The sequence below is a fragment of the Arthrobacter sp. N199823 genome, from assembly GCF_002929705.1.
Taxonomy (GTDB): Bacteria; Actinomycetota; Actinomycetes; order Actinomycetales; family Micrococcaceae; genus Specibacter.
Genome location: NZ_PJIN01000003.1, coordinates 343,437 through 360,747, shown reverse-complemented (window position 1 = coordinate 360,747; position 17,311 = coordinate 343,437). Strand labels below are relative to the sequence as shown.

Sequence of the window (17,311 nt, the reverse complement as noted above, 5' to 3'; positions counted from 1 at the left end):
TATCTCCTGTCAAACCCTTGACTGCCCATGCCACCCCAATGTGCCGTGCCTCGTGGAAAATATTCTTCCCAGCCTACCCATCACAGTTCAGGCCCACGCCCCATGACGCACAAAAGCGGCACCCGGGGTGAGCCAAGAGCTCATCCCAGGTGCCGCCGTCGAACGTCCTTTTCCCAACTACTGAGGGAGGGTTGCCGAATCTACCCCAATCGCTGATGCAGCGTCGCCGAATCCACCCCAATCGCTGATGCGGGGTGCTGCTTAGGCTGCGCGGATGGCGTCGGACAGGACGTCTAGGCCGTCGTTCAGGAGCTCGTCGCTGATGACCAGCGGCGGGAGCAGGCGGATGACGTTGCCGTAGGTGCCACAGGTCAGGATGATGACACCGGCCTGCAGGCAGGCCCCGGCGATGGCTTTGGCAGCGTCGGCGTTGACTTCCTTGGTGGTGTTGGCGGTGCCGGGCTTGACCAGTTCAATCGCCATCATGGCGCCGCGGCCACGGATTTCACCGATGATGCCGGACTCGCCCATTTCGGCAACGAGTGCCTCAAAACGCTCGGTGACGATGCGCTCAATGTTGGCAGCGCGAGCATTGAGGTCGTGCTCCTTCATGGTCTTGATAGCAGCGAGCGCGGCGGCGCAGGCGATCGGGTTTCCGCCGTAGGTGCCGCCGAGGCCGCCGGGGTGCACGGCGTCCATAAGATCGGCGCGGCCCGTGATGGCGGAGAGCGGCAAGCCCCCGGCAATGCCCTTGGCCATCGTGATGATGTCCGGGACAACACCTTCGTGCGCGGTGGCGAACCATTCGCCTGTACGGCAGAAGCCTGACTGGACCTCATCGGCAATGAAGACGACGCCGTTGTCCTTGGCCCAGGCGGCCAGAGTTGGCAGGAAGCCTTCGGCCGGTACAATGAAGCCGCCCTCACCCTGGATCGGCTCGATCAGGATGGCCGCAACAGAGCTGGCACCGATCTGCTTCTCGATCATGGTGATAGCGCGGCGCGCGGCCTCTTCACCCTTGATGTCGACTTCTTCGCGGTAGGGGTAGCTCATGGGCACGCGGTAGATCTCCGGTGCGAATGGGCCGAAGTTGGTCTTGTACGGCATGGCCTTGGCGGTCAGCGCCATGGTCAAGTTGGTACGGCCATGGTAGGCGTGATCGAAGGCAACGATGGCGTCGCGGCCGGTGGCCAGGCGGGCAACCTTGACGGCGTTTTCCACTGCCTCGGCGCCGGAGTTGAACAGCACGGTGCGCTTCTCATGCGTGCCGGGGGTCAGAGCGTTGAGCTCCTCGGCGACCGCAATGTAGCTCTCGTACGGGGTGACCATGAAACAGGTGTGCGTGAAGTGCCCAACTTGCTCGCGGACGGCCTCAACAACGTTGGCATCCGAGGCGCCCACGGAGGTCACGGCGATGCCTGAGCCGAGGTCAATGAAGGAGTTGCCGTCAACGTCGGTGATGATGCCGCCGTCGGCGTCCGCAACGTAAACGGGTACGCCTGAGGCAACGCCGGCTGCGACGACTGACTTGCGTCGAGCATCGAGGGCTTGCGACTTGGGACCGGGGAATGCTCCGAGAAGGTGGCGTTTTTGCTCAAGCCGGTAGCTAATTTCAGACATGGGTGTTCCTCTCAAAAGGTGCGTTCAATGTTGGTGGGAGGCGCGCACGAGGGGGTGCCGCCGTCGTGCTTCCTAGGCGTCTAGATTGCTCATGACGTGTTTGATCCGGGTGTAATCCTCCACGCCGTACATGGACAGATCCTTGCCGTAGCCGGACTGCTTGAAGCCGCCGTGTGGCATCTCGGCCGTGAGCATGATGTGGGTGTTGATCCACACGGCACCAAAGTCCAGGTCGCGGGAGACGCGCATGGCTACCCCGTGGTTGGAGGTCCACACGCTGGAAGCCAGGGCAAAGTCGACGTCGTTCGCCATCTCCACCGCTTCGTCTTCGGTCTTGAAGGTCTGCACCGTGATGACGGGGCCAAAGGTTTCCTGCTGGACAATGTCATCGCTTTGCTTCACGCCATCCACAACGGTGGGTGCAAAGAAGAAGCCCTTCTCCCCCACTTGCTTGCCGCCGGTAACAACGGTTGCGTAGTCCGGAATGTTCTCGACAACCTTGACCACCGCGTTGAAGTGGTTAATGTTGTTGAGCGGACCGAAATAGTTCTTGGACTCATCCGCGTTGCCTGTTTCCAGCCCTTGAGCGGCCGTGGCCAGAGCAGCGGTGAACTCATCGTGGGCAGACTCCTCGACCAGCACGCGTGTGATGGCCGTACAGTCCTGGCCTGCGTTGAAGAAGGAATATTCTGCGATCTCCTGGGCTGTCTTGCCCAGATTTGCATCGGCAAAGACGATGGCCGGGGCCTTGCCACCCAATTCCAGGTGAGCACGTTTGAGTCCCTTGGCAGCACCCGTGGCAACGGCGATGCCGGCCCGGACTGACCCGGTAATGGAGACCATGGCCGGAATCTTGTGGTCCACCATGGCTGCACCGGTTGCCCCGTTGCCCAGCACAAAGTTCAGCACGCCGGCAGGAACAATGTCCTTGGCGATGTCGGCAAACACCAGGGTGCTTTCCGGGGTGGTGTCGCTGGGCTTGAGGACCACCGTGTTGCCGGCTGCGAGTGCCGGACCAATCTTCCAGATGAGCATCAGGAAGGGGTAGTTCCAAGGCGTCACTTGAGCAATGACGCCCACGGGCTCGCGACGCACATAGGACGTGAAGTTTTCCATGTATTCACCTGCTGAGCGGCCCTCGAGCAGGCGGGCTGCACCGGCGAAGAAGCGGAGCTGATCCGCTCCCGCAGCGACTTCCTCGTCAGCGATCATTTGCTTAACCTGTCCGGTGTTCCGGTGCTGGGCTTCTACGATCTCGCTGCTGCGTGCCTCAATGGCGTCGGCGAGCTGGAGCAACACGCTCTGGCGCTGGCCCGGCGTGGCCCGCTTCCAGGTTTTGAAGGCAGTGGCCGCTGCCTCCATGGCGGCATCCACATCGGCTTGGCTGGAGACCGGTGCCGTGGCAACCACTTCGCCGTTGCTTGGGTTGACAATATCTAGGGATTCCGTGCCGGTGGCGGCGACGAACTCTCCATTGATGAAGTTCTGCAAGGTGTGGACCACGGTGTTCAACCTCTTTAACTCGAAGCGCATGAGCTCGATGTAGACGAGGCGGCAGATCTGCCGCATATGCGAAAGCCTAAGCCCCCAGCCAGCTTCAAGCGAATAGCCAAGTGCACCACATCAAACATTCGTCGTAGTGCGTTTGTATAGTTATGGCATGGCACTTTCCTTGGCTGACCTTTTGGGCATTTCCGGCCTGCACCTGAAAAACTTGGGCTCCACCCGCACTCCGCTGACCGCCGCGATCGATTGGGTCGCCGTGACGGAGCTGGAAAACCCTCAGTCGTTCCTCAGCGGCGGCGAGCTGGTTCTCACCACGGGAGCACGGCAGGGCACGGCCGACGCCCAGCGTTCCTTTGTTCGACAGATCAAGCGAGCGGGCGCCGTCGGAATTGGTTTTGGCATTGGATTTGAGCATGATTCGGTGCCGCCTGCCCTGTTGGCTGAGGCAAATCGCTGGGCCGTTCCGGTGGTGGAGGTGCCCTACAGTACGCCCTTCATTGCCATCGGAAAGTTGGTGGCGGATGCCCGCTCAGCAGACCACTACGCCAAGCTTGAACGCCTATTGCGAGAGCATCAGGTACTAGCCCGCTCGCTGCTGACCGGCGGAGGGCTACCGGCTCTGCTCAAGAAGCTTGGGTCCATGGTGGCCACGGATCTTTCTGTCACCCAGTACGGCGGCGAAGTTGCGGCCACCTCGCCCGGAACTACCCCGGACGACGCCGGTTGGCATGCTGTGGCGCTGTCCACGGGCAAACGGGATGCCAGCACGCTCTGGCTCCGGCAGCCATTTCATGATGACGGAATTGTTGACTATGCGCGCGGACTCATCAGTATTGAGTTAAACAACGTGGTGCAGCGACGCCACAGTGCACGCCAGATCGCCGGCCAAGTCATTTCTGACATTGTCCGGGGCACTCTTGAACCGGCCGATTCTGCTGCCCGGCTCGAGAACCTGGGCATCTCACCAACGGCTAAGAACTTTGTCCTGCTGGTCAGCACTGAGGAGAGCAAGTTCGCCTCCCTTGCCACCATCACGCTGCCGACTGAGTTGGAAACGTCCATTGCTGGCACCATCGATTCCGAGGGGAGGCAGGAACTGCTCTTGGTTGTGCCCACTGCGGCCGGTGATCCAGCAACGCTGGGCCGGGCCTTGAGCCATCAAATGCACAACCTTGGCATCACCGCCCCAGTGGGAATTGGTGGCGCGTATTCACAGGCCAATGGACTGCGCTGGAGCTACTTTGAAGCACGTGAAGCTGCCACCCGCGGCCTGGAAGTCAACGTCCCGGAGCGGCTGAGCCTGACCTCTCTTCTGCTCGCCAGCGAAGATGTCCCGATGGCTGACATGGCAGCTGAAGCGTTGGGGCCGCTGACAGCGTTCGACGACGCCCACGGCGCCGAACTCGTTGAAACCCTCGAAACGTATTTGCAGCTCAACGGCTCAGTGGCTGCCGTCGCCGAGACCCTTGCCCTGCACCGCAACACCGTGCGCTACCGGCTGACCCAGATCGCCGAGCTGACAGGTTACGACCCCGCCCTGACGCCTGACCGGGTGCAACTGTGGCTGGCACTTGCCGTACGCAGGCTTGCCCCGCAGAGCTGAGGTTTGCGGGCGCCCGTCTGAATGCTTCCAGCCCACCTGTGAAATGCCGAGAGTAACTCGCAGGGCGTGGGACGGAAAACGGAACGGCAAAGTGTCACGACCCCACGACGCAGCGAAGATATTTTCCAGCGTCAAACCAGATTTATATTTCTACCAAACGGCCCGCTTAGACCTTAAACGTCTAACGTCTTATGATTGACCCGATGACTCAATTCCTGCAGGACCCCGCCGCACCGCCGCCCACCAGCCAACCTCCCGCCCCGGGCCCAGCGCCGCGCACCAGAAAGCGGCTCACAGCCGCCTTCGGCATCCTTGCCATCGTGCTGATCGGCCTCAACCTCCGCGCAGGAATCTCCAGCGCCTCGGCCCTCTACCACGACCTCCAGCAGGTGCTCGGCTACGGTGCACTCACGGCGGCGCTGCTGCCTTCAATCCCCACGCTCTGCTTCGCTATCGCCGGGGCGGGAACGTCATGGCTGGTCCGCCGCTTTGGAGTTGAGAAGGCCATCGCGATCGCACTCGCCACCCTGACGGCGGGCCTCGCACTGCGGGCGGTGCCCAGCGTGGGGATGCTGCTTCTGGGCACGGTGGTGAGCATGTCCGGACTGGCCGTGTGCAACGTGGCGATGCCGTCCTTCATCCGCGAGCATTACGCACACAAGACTGCCGCCATGACGGGTGTTTACACGATCACCATGTCGTTTGGTGCCACTATCTCGGCCGCCGTCAGCGTGCCACTGGCCATGCAATTGGACTCGCCGTCGCTGGGCCTGGCCGCGTGGGCCCTCCTTTCGGTCGTGACGCTGCTGGCCTTCATCCCGATCGCCCTCGCTGCGCACCGCCGCCCAACGCCGGCACAGGGCAGCGCCATATCACCGTGGAAACTGCTGAAAACCCGCCAGGGCCTGCTCATCACGGCATTCTTCACGATCCAGGCCATCGCCGCGTACTCCATCATCAGCTGGCTGCCCCTGATCCTGATCGACGGCGGCCTGGACCCCGCCACAGCCGGCCTAATGCTTGGGCTGGCCCAGGTTGTCACTGTGGTCACGAACATCGGCCTGCTCGCAGTGGCCAGCCGACCCGGCGGTTTGCGCCTCGCGTTCATGCTCGCCAGCGGCTCCTACCTGCTCGGCGCAATCGCACTTTTACTGCTCCCGGCGCAGGCCGCCGTGGCACCCGCCCTGCTGCTCGGATTCGGCTTCGGCGTGTTTGCCCTGGTCCTGGTGGTCATCAGCAAAAGCGGAAGCACGACAGCGGAGGCCACCGCCATGTCCACCGCTGCCCAGTCTGTTGGTTACCTTGTGGGGACGATGGGCCCGTTCGGCATGGGCCTGGCGCACAGCCTCAGCGGCGGCTGGACTCTGCCTTTGATCTTGCTGGTGGCCGTGGCCGCGGCGCAGGCGGTGCTGGCATGGATGCTCACGGCACCCGGGCGGGACGGTGCTTCCCGGGACAGGGGCGGGCGGAACACCGGCGCCATGACCATTGTGCCGCTCCCGGAAGGAAAGCCAGTATGAGCCTGACAACCTCGCACCGCGAGCCTCTCGCCCAGGAAGTCACGAGCAAGTTGCGGCACGCCATCAGCTCCGGGCTGTGGGCTGTCAACGCGCGCATCCCGTCCGAGCAGGAGCTCATGAAGGAACTCGGTGTTTCCCGCGGCACGCTCCGGGAAGCCATTAAGTCGCTGGCCCACGTGGGCATGCTTGAAGTCCTGCGCGGCGATGGCACCTATGTGCGCGCCACGAGCGAGATCGCCGGGGCAACCCAGAAATTTATTGGCCGGTACGGCAACAAGCACGTGGTAGAGGTCCGGCTGGCCCTGGACACCCAGGCCGCCCGGCTGGCCGCGCACAACGCCACCGCCGCGCAGAAATGTGAGATGCGCACCTTGCTGGCAGACCGGCGTCGCGCATGGGACACCAATGACACCGCCGGTTGGGTCGCGAACGACTGGGCATTCCACCTGGCCGTGGCCCGGGCATCAGCCAATCCGCTGCTGGCCGAGCTGTACGAGTCATTCGGAGGTGTTTTCCGCACCGATCTGGAAGCCCATAGCGGCGGCCAGGGCATTGGCTGCCCGCAAGAAGGCCACGAGGACCTGCTCGCAGCTATTGAGGCCCGCGACCCCGACGCCGCGTTTGAGACGGTGGCGGAGAACCTGAACTTCTAACCCGCTCAGGACGGACGTCCGACTCCCCGGAGCGAGGATGGCGTGATTTCCTTCCCTCGCTTCGCAAGCTCAGCGGGGAACCCTCGGAAATCTCTTAGCGTCCCCAGCAGCGGAAAATCTTACTGCTCGCGAGGGAAGTCGGACGTCCGGACAGCGCCGGCTTAGCCGACGATGGAGGCGCCGCGGGAAACAGCGACCATCTCGTCGCGCGGCACCACCTTGACGCGCTCGCGCTGCACGGTGCCGTCCGCGGATGCGGCAGCGCCGAGCGCCTTCTCGTGGGCATCCAGTTCAAGCCAACCTTCCCAGGTGGTGAATTCCACGCCGCGGGAATCGAGCAGCTCAACCACGGATTCCGGGGCGGCCTCGGCAGCGAGCGGTAGCCCTTCGCGGTCAGCGAGCAGGTGCGTGATGGTTTCGAGGGCGTCACCCTTGGTGTGGCCAATCAAACCGACCGGTCCGCGCTTGATCCAGCCCGTCGCATAGATGCCCGGCACGTGGGTGCCGTCCGCGGCCAGGACGCGTCCGCCGTCGTTCGTGACAACGCCGCGCTGGTGGTCAAACTCAACATCCGGCACAGCAGATCCGAAGTAGCCCACGGAGCGGTACACGGCCTGGACCGGGTAGTCGATGAACTCGCCGGTGCCGCGCGCGTTGCCAGTGCCGTCAAGCTCGGTGCGTTCAAACGTGATGCCCGTGACCTTGCCGTCTGCGCCCGTGATCTCGACCGGGTTGTGCAGGAAGTGCAGGTGCAGGCGGCGCGAGGCACCCGTGGTGGGGTCCGCGGCGTCATCGTCCTGCTCAACAAGCCAGTTAGTGAGCGTGTTGACCATGGTCTTAATCTGGTTGTTGCTCTTCACGGCAACGTCGGAGGCCTCGTCGAAGTCGAAGTCCTCCTCGTAGAGCACAATGTCCACGTCCTTGGAGTGGCTGAGTTCGCGCAGCTCCATAGGCGTGAACTTCACCTGTGCGGGGCCGCGGCGGCCGAAGATGTGAACGTCGGTGACGGGCGATGCCTTCAGACCGGCATAGACATTCTCCGGGATCTCAGTGACAAGCATGTCATCAGCATGCTTGGAGAGCACGCGGGCTACATCGAGGGCCACGTTGCCGTTTCCGATGACAGCAATCTCCTTCGCGGTCAGCGGCCATTCGCGGGAAACATCGGGGTGACCGTCATACCAGGACACGAAGTCAGCACCGCCATAGGAGCCATCCAGCTCAATACCGGGGATGTTCAGATCCGCGTCCTTGATGGCCCCGGTGGCGAAAATGACGGCGTCGTAGTGCTTTTGCAGATCCTCCAGCGAGAGGTCCGTTCCGTAATCCACATTGCCGAAGAAGCGGATATCCCCGCGGTCCAACACCTTGTAGAGGGCATTGATGATGCCCTTGATGCGGGGATGATCGGGGGCAACGCCGTAGCGAATCAGGCCATACGGTGCCGGATAGCGGTCAAAAAGGTCAATGCTGACAACCAATCCGTCACGCACCTGCTCGCTCTTGGTCAGCATGTCGGCGGCATAAACGCCGGCCGGACCTGAGCCGATCACGGCGATGCGTAGCGGGCGATCCTGCGTACCGGGCGCTACTGAAGTGTGTGAAGACACGGCTGTGCTCATTTCTTTGTGATTCAAAGGGGCTTATGGATAAGTCTAAGAGAGAGAACTGAGCGTTTCCCGCGTGCCGTAGTAGGCAGTGGCGATTTCGGCAGGTGCCAGCGGGCTAACCCTCACCACATCACCAACGACGACGACAGCTGGGTTACGCACCTGGCCCGCCTGAGCGAGGCTCACGATGGTGCCAAGCGTGCCGATGGTTACGCGCTGATTCATGGCGAAACCATTTTCGATGATGGCCACTGGGCAGTCGCTGCCGCGGCCAGCCGCCTCAAGGATGGGCATGGAGCGGTTCAGCGTGCCCACGCCCATGAGCAGCACCACTGTGTGATCGCTGCCGTGCGGGACGTTTTCAAGTTCTTCATGGCCGCTAATCATGGTGAATGCCTTGGCCAAGCCACGGTGGGTGACGGGGATTCCAGCGGCTGCAGGAACACTGACAGCGCTGGTAACGCCGGGGACAACTTCTACATCCACCCCGTTTTCGCGGCAGGCAATGGCCTCTTCGCCGCCTCTTCCCAGGACGTACGGGTCACCGCCCTTGAGCCTGACCACGCGGTTCCCCTTTTTGGCCTCGCGGACCAAGATGGCGTTGATTTCAGTTTGCGGCACAGGATGGTGGCCGGGGGTCTTGCCGACCTCAATAACTCTGACGTTTGCGCCCAGAGTTTCCAGCAGTCCGCGCGGGCCGAGCCTGTCGGCAACAACCACATCGGCCTCAGCCAGAAGCCTGCGCCCGCGCACAGTAATAAGGTCTTCGGCGCCGGGCCCGCCACCAACCAGGGCTACCTGGCCGCGTAGTTCGGTCGGCGAGTTGGCATTATTGCGGTAGCGCTGCAGTGGCAGGTCACCGGTTTCAAGGGCCGCGGCAATAGCATTCCGGATGGCCACCGCTCGCAGCGGGTCTCCCCCGGCATTGACAGCCACCTTGACGTCTTCAACGGTGGCCACAGCAGGTGTCCAGGCCGCAGATTCCTGCGCGCTGGAGTGGTTGACACACCAGACGCGGTTTGCTTCGGCATCAGCAGCAACATGGTTGTCCACGTCCTTGTTGTCCGAGGCCGCCACGGCGTACCAGGCATCGGACATGTCACTGGATTCGTAGCCGCGGGCGTGCCAGCGCACCAAGCCGGCATCCGCCAATTCCCGTGCCGGGGCGCACAGAACCGGAGCCACCAGGGTGACTTGAGCTCCGGCGTCGAGCAATGCCTTGGCACGGCGCGCCGCAACAGTGCCGCCGCCCACCACCAGAACGGGGCGGCCCAGGAGCCGGAGCGAGGTTGGGTACAGATCCACAATTGCCATGAAACAAAACCTTAGAGAAGTGAAATATCGGTGAACAAGGATTGCGTTACACCCGTTCACGCGGCGTAATCAGAGGACACATACGGTGCCACCACCCAAAGCCCCGTGATGTGGGCGAAATCGGATTCGAATTTGCAGATAAGGGGGGTGCTGATCCCCATAGGGATTCCAAACAGCAGCTAAAGGGGGTGATGATCCTCAGCGGGATTCCAAACAGCAGCTAAAGGGGGTGCAAGCCTTCGGCACCCCGGTTAGCTGCTGTTTGGAATCGGAGCGGGCCCCGGCACCCCTGTTTGCTGCTGTTTGGAATCACCGCGAGTGCAGCTGCCGGGCAACAGCAGCACGGGCGCGGGTGGACCAGCTGCTACCGCGTGCTCCCGGCCAGTAAGCCGCGCCCGCGCAGCAGCCGCTTTTCCACGGGTGCAAAGACCACCAGCTCCACGGCGATGCCCACGAACAAGATGACCAGAATTGCCGACATGACGATCCCCATGTCTGAGAGCTGGCGGCCCTGCTCGAGCAGGGAACCCAGCCCGAACCCCAAAGAGCCTCCCATGGCAATGATTTCGGCGGCCATGAGGGATCGCCAGGAGAATGCCCAACCCTGTTTGAGCCCGCCAACATAGCCAGGGAGCGCGGCCGGGAGCACCACATTGACTGCCATCTCCCACCGCGAAGCGCCCAGGATCTGGCCAACACGGCGGTACTGCGGCGGGATCTGGTCCACGCCGGCAATCAGGCCGTTGATGATGGAGGGGATGGCGCCCATGAACATGACGAAGTACACCGTGGCGTCGGTCAGGCCGAACCAGATGATGGCGGCCGGAACCCAAGCCACGGACGGCAGCACCTGCAGCCCCGAAATCAGCGGGCCAAAGGCCCGGCGCAGGAGCCGGACTTGAGAAAGCAGCAAACCAATAGGCGTGCCAACCACAATGCTGACAGTGAAGCCGATGATGCCGCGTTGCAGCGAGGTCCAGACCGCTTCTTGGGCGGTACCGGCCTGCCACAGCGCCCCCAGCGATCCCAGTACGTCCAGCGGTCCGGGCACCAGATCACGGCGCCGCAGCCCCAACGAAACATAGAACTGCCAGGCCAGCAACAGCACAATGAACGCGGCGAGTGGCAGGAGCACGCGAGAGAAATCGATCCTCCGACGTTCCACGGCGTCCGATTGCAGCGAATCGAGCCCTGCTTCGAGGGAGCGCATATCGTCTTCCGTGCCACTCTTGAGCATCGGCGACGTTACTGTTTCAGGCATGTTTGCGAATCTCCTGGCGCAATCGGGTGGTGATGTCGGCGGTGAGCGCACCGGCCGCGCCGGCATCCGTGCGGTGTTCCTCGGAGACATTCCATTCGGCCACAACGCGTCCCGGCCGGGAGGACAACAACAGCACGCGCTGGCCCAAGCGAACGGCTTCGCGGACATTGTGGGTGACAAAAATAATGGTTCGGCCGGTCTCTTTCCACACACGTTCCAGCTCGTTGTGGAGCAGGTCCCGGGTGATGGCATCGAGCGCGGCAAACGGCTCATCCATGAGCAGCAACGGCCTGTCCTGAGCCAGCGATCTAGCGAGCGCCACGCGTTGGCGCATTCCGCCGGAAAGCTCATGCGGGCGCTTGTCCATCGAGTGGCCAAGGTTCACCAGCTCCAGCAGCTCGACGGAGCGCGCCTTGCGTTCGGCCCGGCCCACGCCCCGCAGTTTGAGCGCTAGTTCCACGTTCCTGCGTGCCGTGAGCCAAGGGAAGAGCGATGCATCCTGGAACATGAACGCGGCGCCATCGGCCGGCACTTCCAAGGCACCCGAGGATGGCCCATCCAGGCCGGAAATAATATTCAGAAGCGTCGATTTCCCACAACCCGAGGCGCCGAGCAGGGCTACGAACTCGCCCTGGCGAATGGTGGCATTGATGTCCTCCAGCACGGGGGCGCCGGAGCCAAAGCTCTTGCCAAGGTTTTCAAGGACGACGACGGGTGCCCGGCCGGCGCTCTCGGCGCCCGTGCCGGCGTCTGCGCTGGGGACAGTGCCTGTGCCACCGTGCTCACTCAGCAGCTGCGTCATGATGCTCTCACTCCTATTGCCGTGGTGGTGTACTCAGACGTGGTGGTCTGCTCAGCAGACGTGGCTTGTGCAGCCGTCTTGTGTGATCCGGCGGCAACGGCCCCGGCCCCGATCAGGGCCAGGAGAATTGCCAAGATCAGGCTCTCCACACCGCGCCAGCGTCGCTGAGTTCGACTTTTTTCCATGTCTAAACCGTAAGGAATTGAGCTGCGCCGCTTCAATGAAAGCGACGCTCGAGGTCACGCTGGTTCACGCAACGTCACATTCTTAGAATCAGTCCAGCCCTGCAGCGGAAACCTCGGGCTTCTTGTTCTTGGTGAGGACCTTATTTAGAGGTGCCAAGTCAAAGATTCCGGACAGATCTGCCTGTGTACCAACGCCCGCAGTGACGCCGGCCTGCAAGAGTTTGGGAAAGGTTGCGGCTAGCGGATCGGCGGAAAATGTCAGCTCGCTCAGGGACCTGTCTATGACATCGTCGGCAAGGGCTTTTCCGGTCTGGGCCTTGAGCGCGGCGTTGACAGCTTTGGCAGCCTCGGAGTGGTGCCCATTGAGCCAGCCGATGGACTCCGCGTTGCCTGCCAGCAGAGATTCAACCGTCTCGGGGTGCTTCTCGAGGTAGCTCTTGTTGACAATCAAAATGGTGGTGGCAAACTCACCCTTATCCCAGAGATCTGCTTCATTGACCAGGACCTTGGCCCCTGCTTCTAGCACCAGACGCGAGGCCCAGGGCTCGGGCAGCCAAGCGCCGTCGATCTTTCCCTCTTGGAAGAGCTTGAGGGTGCTGGCATTGTCGGTGGGGTTGATTGTGACGTCGCCACCGCCGCTGGGAGTCGTGGCAAATCCTTCTCCGGCGAGCCATGACCTCAGGGCCACATCTTGGGTGCCGCCCAGTTGTGGTGTGGCCAGGACCTTGCCCTTGAGCGCTGCGGCTGTGGTAATTCCCGGCTTGACCACCAATTGCGCGCCGCCGCTCGTGGCACCGGCGATGATGCGGATGGATTCGCCGCCGCTCTTGACGAATGAATTGATGGCTGGGTTGGGGCCAAGATAGGCGGCATCGATGGCCCCGGCGTTGAGGGCCTCAATGGCCGCGGGACCGGCATTGAATACTTGGGTTTCCAATGCTGTGGATCCCAGATTCTTGGCCAGGATGCCGTTATTGACGCCAATAAGTGCCGGGGCGTGGGTGACATTGGCAAAGTAGCCCAATTTCAACGTTTCGGCTTGAGTCGGCGCGGCTACCGATGTTTCGACGTTGCGGGACGCCGACGACGCAACGGCTGCACCCGCGCCAATCAAGCCAATCAAGGTGGCTATGGCCGCAATCTCGATGCCGCGAATTTTGCGTCGGGTTTTTTGCCCGGCCACAATGCGGATGGTTTTTACTTCATTCGTCCCGGGCAAGTTTTCAGACATGGCTCAACGGTAGGGAAATTCCCGGAGCCGCTCAACGACTCTGACGCGCAGGGTCACAGGAATTCACGCCGCGTCACAAAAGCTTCCTAGTTACTTTCCCGCTCAACCGCACGGCGGTAGTTTCCCGGTGTCAGCCCCAGAACGTTCTGAAAATCGTGGGTGAGATGCGCCTGATCCACGTAGCCGAATTCAACGGCAATGCTTGCCAGGTCTGCCTCCGGTTGGGTGCGGGTCCTCTCGGCGGCTTCCTGCAGCCGACGCCGTCGGATGAGGGCTGAGGGACTGAGGCCCACGTACTTTTGCGACAGGCGCTGAAGGGTTCTCGCGGACATGGACAGCCTGGCTGCCGCGTCCTCGATCCGCACCACACTGGGATCGCTGGCGATCAACTCGGCCATAGCATTGGCGAGCCGAGCTTCCGGCGAAATTTCCGTAAAGGTGTTGGAAAGCCACGCAGAAAAAGCGGCTGCGGCGTTTTCACGCCGGGTCTCAGGAAGCGTCCCCGCAGCTGGAGGCTCCATGGCGTGAACCACGGCGTCTTGGAGATCGGGCAGCTCCAAGTCAACTTTTACATCCCGCAGCATGGCAGGATTCCCCGTGAAGAACGGAACGGCCGCGGGGCGCAACAGCGCGCCCACAGCCCATCCGCGTCCTGTCAGGTCCTGGTGGGAAAGTCGGGTTGTTGGTCCGGCGATCTCAACGTGATCCGCTTGGACCACCATATTGCAGGCCGCAAAAGCAATCACCTGCTGGCGTGAGCTCCGGCCAGGTTCAATGTCCCATTCCGGAATCCAAAACCACTGAACCAGGTGTTCGAGGTGTTGGGGCGCGGGCAGGCGATGGAAGGTTGGCAGGTTGGCGGGATACAGGATCCCTTTGAAGGAACTGGGCACTTCGCCAGTCTATGGAGCATGAAGTCGCGAATCTACAAGCACCTTCGAGTGCGGCTGCGTAGCCTCAAGTGCATGACTACTTCACAAGAAACAACCACCGCCGCCCATGGACAGAACACGACTCATGGGGTGCCCCATGGCCTCACCAGCCTGACCCCGTTCCTGAGCATCCCTCGAGCGGCCGAGGCCATCGAGTTTTACAAAGACGTTTTCGGGGCCCGGGCCGTCTCGGTCACCGAGTTCAACGGCGTGGTGGCCCATGCCGAGCTCGAGTTCAGCAACGGGCGTCTGCAACTTGGCGAACCGAGCCCCGCGTACCACTTGGTTCCCGCTCCCGCAGGTGAGGACGATTGCTATTCGCTGGGTCTGTACTGCCCCGATGTCGATGCCGTGCTGGAGCGGGCGGTCACGGCTGGCGCCACGGTGCGAGAACCCGCCACCAACTTTGTCTCGGGTGACCGCTTTGCCAGTATCCGGGACCCGTTTGGCGTCCGGTGGTCCATCCTGACCCGCGTAGAGGATATTTCCGAAGCGGAAAGTGCCTCGCGGGTTGCCGAATGGGCGGCCAACCAAGGCTAACCACGACGGCGGCACTTCAGCCGCGCCGTTTCGCTCGGTCGCGCGGGCCCCCGATCACCCCTCACACACACCTGAAGGGACGTTGCCGTTCAGTCTTCTTGCTGGCTGTCCCACTCGGTGCGGAGCCGGCGGAGTCTCGATCGCAGCTTGGATTCGCGATTCCTATCGCTGCCCACCGACTTCGTGGCGTCCACATAAGATTCCCCAAAAGACTGCAGCAGCAGATCGTCGGCGATGCGCACCTGCCCCGGGTTGAACCGGTATTCCATCAGCTTGGCCACACTACGCGGGTCAATGGAGCGGAACCACTCCTCGGCCGCACTGACGGTATCGATCCCGTTGGCAGCCAAGACGTTCACCATCCAGTCGTACTGGTTTTCCTTGCTGCTGCGGTACTGCGGGAAGGCCCGTGTCAACACACCCTGAAGGGATCCGGCGTCGAGAGTTTCAGTCTGTGGAACAGCCTCAATGGCACCCTCGGACTGCAGCCGCTTGAGGGTGTCGGAAATGTTGACGAACTGCTGATCCGCCAGTTCAATCAGCGTTGAGGCCATGGTGAATGCACGGCTGATCTCGGCATTGTCGCCGCTGGATCCCTTGAACCGGATGTCATGTTCAAATTCGGCCCAGGCGTGCTGAAGAACGGTGCGGATTTGAACCTCGAAGCGGTATCCGGTGTAGTCCTTGCAGTTGGTGGGCGGATGGTTCGTGGGCACTTCCAGCGTCAGATGCCGTCCTGCATAGCCAATGCCACCGTTTTTACGCATCATGGCCGTTTTGTCTTCATCGTCGTGGCAGATGAACTGGCTGCTCAGGGCGATGGCCACGGCTTCAATGTCCGATTCCACGTACAGGATGACGCGCACGCCAATCAAGTCATCGAGTTTGGCGAGGCCACCGGGGTATTTCAATTCGCCATCGGGACCACGGCGCATCAATTTCTCGGCCGCAGACTCCGGCTTCTTCACGCGGAACTGCACGTCGTGGTGGTTCAGTCCGTCATCATGAAGCCTGCCCACAATGGTGTTGCGGATGGCCTGTGCGGCGTCCTTGAGCGTCTGTTCCCGAAATCGTGATTCATCCACTGCAATTCCCGCGACTTCCACGGCCTGACCTTCGATGGTGTCCCCCCTTGCCAATCCAGGCCGCATGTTACATCCGGCCCTCCTTCAAATTCTCCCAGCTTTACCGGGCTTGTCCAGCTCAACGGGGTGGTTCGCCGAAAGGTTCCTCCGCCCGATCCTGTGCCCGCCCGCAAAAGAGCGGGTCGGGTTCTTGCGACGGAACCCGACCCTTCAGCCACTCATTGCGTGACGCCAGCACGGCGCTCTAGATATTCGGCAGGCCGTTCGCCTTGGCCACGTTACCCAACCACCCGAGGCTCGGCTTCGGGGTCCGCACGAACGTCTCTCGATCGACGGCGATGAGCCCGAAGGTCGGCCGGAAGCCGCTGGCCCACTCGTAATTGTCCAAGGCACTCCAGTGCTGATAACCGAGCACTTCAACACCATCGGAGATTGCGGCGTGAAGGCCGCGTAGGGCGCCGTCGGTGTAGGCGATGCGACGGGTATCGTCGGCAGTTGCGATGCCGTTCTCAGTCACGATCACGGGTACGCCCCCACTCAGCTCCCACGCGCTACGCACACCGAGCTCGAGCGCCTGGGGAAAAAACTCCCAGCCCGTGAGCGTAGTTTCGACATCGTCTGCCACGGGCAGCGGACCATTTGGCCCGATGAAGGTTCGTGTGTAGGCCTGCACGCCCACAAAATCATCCCCTGCAGACTGCTCGAGATACCAGTCATCGCGGGAATATCCGTACTCGTGTAGCTTTTCGTCAGCACCCGGCTCGCCAGTGGAGTGGAATGCCTGTGTTGCAACTGTCCATCCCGTTTTGAGACCTGCAACGCTTGAAAGAACCTCTCGGGAGCGCTTGTGTGACTCGAGCAGCGCATCCGCAACCCCAAGATCCGGGTTCGGAAGGCCGTAGGCAACCAGGTTTGCTGCGTCCTCTCCCCCGGCCAGCATCGCAGCGATGTTCGGCTCATTGATGGTGCAGACGTAGTCAACGCCATCGGAAACAATCGGCAGGACCGATTCCGTGTAGCGGGCAAAGAGGTCTGCGGCATCTTCGGCGCGCCAGAAGCCGTCGTTGTGCATCCATCGAGGCACGGTGAAGTGCATGAGCGTCACTGTCGGGTTGAGCCCAAACTCGTGGGCGGCGTCAACCATGCGGCGATAGTGGTCGATCTCCGCCCGCGAAATAAACCCGCGTTCCGGTTCGATGCGCGCCCACTCAATGCTGAAGCGGTAGGAGTTGAGCCCGGCATCGGCCAGCAGCCGCATGTCCTCCCGGTAGCGGTGGTAACTGTCCATCGCGTCGCCGCTTGGTTCCACGATGTTTGTGCCTGCGGCGTGCTCCATCATCCACCAGTTGCTGTTGACGTTGTTGCCCTCGATTTGGTGGGCCGCGGTTGCAGCACCCCATAGGAAGCCGTTGGGAAAGCTGAGCATGTTACTCCTTGTGTTGCTGTTAA

General features: G+C 62.0%; 15 protein-coding genes. 4 read left to right on the top strand and 11 right to left on the bottom strand.

Features of this window, described 5'->3' with window-relative positions; all coding sequences use genetic code 11:
- Positions 1-261: 261 nt before the first annotated feature.
- Both gabT and CXQ93_RS08870 read right to left on the bottom strand, forming a co-directional pair.
- Positions 262-1,620, bottom strand: coding sequence for a 4-aminobutyrate--2-oxoglutarate transaminase (gabT, locus tag CXQ93_RS08875; RefSeq protein WP_104110075.1), 1,359 nt, complete (start codon positions 1,618-1,620; stop codon positions 262-264).
- A 72-nt stretch (positions 1,621-1,692) separates the two neighbouring features.
- Entirely contained in the window at positions 1,693-3,153 is a 1,461-nt protein-coding gene (locus CXQ93_RS08870) for a gamma-aminobutyraldehyde dehydrogenase (RefSeq protein ID WP_181036117.1), read from the bottom strand.
- Positions 3,154-3,280: 127 nt separating this feature from the next.
- Here CXQ93_RS08870 and CXQ93_RS08865 point away from each other — a divergent pair, with 127 nt between their 5' ends.
- The 3 genes from CXQ93_RS08865 (at position 3,281) to CXQ93_RS08855 (ending at position 6,902) form a co-directional block, all read left to right on the top strand.
- A complete protein-coding gene (locus tag CXQ93_RS08865; RefSeq protein ID WP_104110074.1) occupies positions 3,281-4,729 on the top strand; it encodes a PucR family transcriptional regulator in 1,449 nt (482 codons plus the stop codon).
- 203 nt (positions 4,730-4,932) lie between these two features.
- Positions 4,933-6,249 carry a CynX/NimT family MFS transporter gene (locus tag CXQ93_RS08860; protein WP_258068776.1) on the top strand — a complete coding sequence of 439 codons (1,317 nt, stop codon included), beginning with the start codon at positions 4,933-4,935 and terminating at the stop codon, positions 6,247-6,249.
- Complete coding sequence (locus CXQ93_RS08855) at positions 6,246-6,902, top strand: FadR/GntR family transcriptional regulator (RefSeq protein WP_104110072.1); 657 nt, start codon at positions 6,246-6,248, stop codon at positions 6,900-6,902. The genes CXQ93_RS08860 and CXQ93_RS08855 overlap by 4 nt, the downstream gene beginning before the upstream one ends.
- Before the next feature lie 161 nt (positions 6,903-7,063).
- Here CXQ93_RS08855 and CXQ93_RS08850 read toward each other — a convergent pair whose 3' ends face one another.
- The 7 genes from CXQ93_RS08850 to CXQ93_RS08825 form a co-directional block, all read right to left on the bottom strand.
- Positions 7,064-8,524 carry an FAD-dependent oxidoreductase gene (locus CXQ93_RS08850; protein ID WP_181036097.1) on the bottom strand — a complete coding sequence of 487 codons (1,461 nt, stop codon included), beginning with the start codon at positions 8,522-8,524 and terminating at the stop codon, positions 7,064-7,066.
- A 33-nt stretch (positions 8,525-8,557) separates the two neighbouring features.
- A complete protein-coding gene (gene cobA / locus CXQ93_RS08845) occupies positions 8,558-9,826 on the bottom strand; it encodes a uroporphyrinogen-III C-methyltransferase (protein ID WP_104110071.1) in 1,269 nt (422 codons plus the stop codon).
- Between the two features lie 364 nt (positions 9,827-10,190).
- Positions 10,191-11,087, bottom strand: coding sequence for an ABC transporter permease (locus CXQ93_RS08840; protein ID WP_104110070.1), 897 nt, complete (start codon positions 11,085-11,087; stop codon positions 10,191-10,193).
- Complete coding sequence (locus CXQ93_RS08835; protein WP_104110069.1) at positions 11,080-11,889, bottom strand: ABC transporter ATP-binding protein; 810 nt, start codon at positions 11,887-11,889, stop codon at positions 11,080-11,082. Before CXQ93_RS08835 ends, CXQ93_RS08840 begins: the two co-directional genes overlap by 8 nt.
- Complete coding sequence (locus tag CXQ93_RS20385; protein ID WP_146073197.1) at positions 11,886-12,074, bottom strand: hypothetical protein; 189 nt, start codon at positions 12,072-12,074, stop codon at positions 11,886-11,888. The genes CXQ93_RS08835 and CXQ93_RS20385 overlap by 4 nt, the downstream gene beginning before the upstream one ends.
- 88 nt (positions 12,075-12,162) lie before the next feature.
- On the bottom strand, positions 12,163-13,305 hold the full coding sequence (locus tag CXQ93_RS08830) for an ABC transporter substrate-binding protein (protein WP_104110068.1): 1,143 nt from the start codon (positions 13,303-13,305) through the stop codon (positions 12,163-12,165).
- An 86-nt stretch (positions 13,306-13,391) separates the two neighbouring features.
- Positions 13,392-14,198, bottom strand: a complete 807-nt coding sequence (locus tag CXQ93_RS08825; RefSeq protein ID WP_104110067.1) for a helix-turn-helix domain-containing protein — start codon at positions 14,196-14,198, stop codon at positions 13,392-13,394.
- Between the two features lie 72 nt (positions 14,199-14,270).
- On the opposite strand from CXQ93_RS08825, the gene CXQ93_RS08820 reads away from it, so the two are divergent.
- On the top strand, positions 14,271-14,777 hold the full coding sequence (locus CXQ93_RS08820) for a glyoxalase/bleomycin resistance/extradiol dioxygenase family protein (RefSeq protein WP_104110308.1): 507 nt from the start codon (positions 14,271-14,273) through the stop codon (positions 14,775-14,777).
- An 89-nt stretch (positions 14,778-14,866) separates the two neighbouring features.
- Here the strand turns inward: CXQ93_RS08820 and CXQ93_RS08815 are convergent, their stop codons facing one another.
- A complete protein-coding gene (locus CXQ93_RS08815; RefSeq protein ID WP_104110066.1) occupies positions 14,867-15,928 on the bottom strand; it encodes a GTP pyrophosphokinase family protein in 1,062 nt (353 codons plus the stop codon).
- 178 nt (positions 15,929-16,106) lie between these two features.
- The gene (locus CXQ93_RS08810) at positions 16,107-17,288 is read right to left on the bottom strand and encodes a glycoside hydrolase family 1 protein (RefSeq protein WP_104110065.1); all 1,182 of its coding nucleotides are present in this window, start codon (positions 17,286-17,288) and stop codon (positions 16,107-16,109) included.
- Between the last annotated feature and the right edge of the window lie 23 nt (positions 17,289-17,311).

Bases quoted from the DNA above. Each gene is read 5' to 3' on its own strand.
- CXQ93_RS08810 (WP_104110065.1), bottom strand. From the start codon at position 17,288: ATGCTCAGCTTTCCCAACGGCTTCCTATGGGGTGCTGCAACCGCGGCC.
- CXQ93_RS08865 (WP_104110074.1), top strand. From the start codon at position 3,281: ATGGCACTTTCCTTGGCTGACCTTTTGGGCATTTCCGGCCTGCACCTG.
- CXQ93_RS08835 (WP_104110069.1), bottom strand. From the start codon at position 11,889: ATGACGCAGCTGCTGAGTGAGCACGGTGGCACAGGCACTGTCCCCAGC.
- CXQ93_RS08860 (WP_258068776.1), top strand. From the start codon at position 4,933: ATGACTCAATTCCTGCAGGACCCCGCCGCACCGCCGCCCACCAGCCAA.
- CXQ93_RS20385 (WP_146073197.1), bottom strand. From the start codon at position 12,074: ATGGAAAAAAGTCGAACTCAGCGACGCTGGCGCGGTGTGGAGAGCCTG.
- CXQ93_RS08820 (WP_104110308.1), top strand. From the start codon at position 14,271: ATGACTACTTCACAAGAAACAACCACCGCCGCCCATGGACAGAACACG.
- CXQ93_RS08870 (WP_181036117.1), bottom strand. From the start codon at position 3,153: ATGCGCTTCGAGTTAAAGAGGTTGAACACCGTGGTCCACACCTTGCAG.
- CXQ93_RS08815 (WP_104110066.1), bottom strand. From the start codon at position 15,928: ATGCGGCCTGGATTGGCAAGGGGGGACACCATCGAAGGTCAGGCCGTG.
- cobA (WP_104110071.1), bottom strand. From the start codon at position 9,826: ATGGCAATTGTGGATCTGTACCCAACCTCGCTCCGGCTCCTGGGCCGC.
- CXQ93_RS08850 (WP_181036097.1), bottom strand. From the start codon at position 8,524: ATGAGCACAGCCGTGTCTTCACACACTTCAGTAGCGCCCGGTACGCAG.
- CXQ93_RS08855 (WP_104110072.1), top strand. From the start codon at position 6,246: ATGAGCCTGACAACCTCGCACCGCGAGCCTCTCGCCCAGGAAGTCACG.
- CXQ93_RS08840 (WP_104110070.1), bottom strand. From the start codon at position 11,087: ATGCCTGAAACAGTAACGTCGCCGATGCTCAAGAGTGGCACGGAAGAC.
- gabT (WP_104110075.1), bottom strand. From the start codon at position 1,620: ATGTCTGAAATTAGCTACCGGCTTGAGCAAAAACGCCACCTTCTCGGA.
- CXQ93_RS08830 (WP_104110068.1), bottom strand. From the start codon at position 13,305: ATGTCTGAAAACTTGCCCGGGACGAATGAAGTAAAAACCATCCGCATT.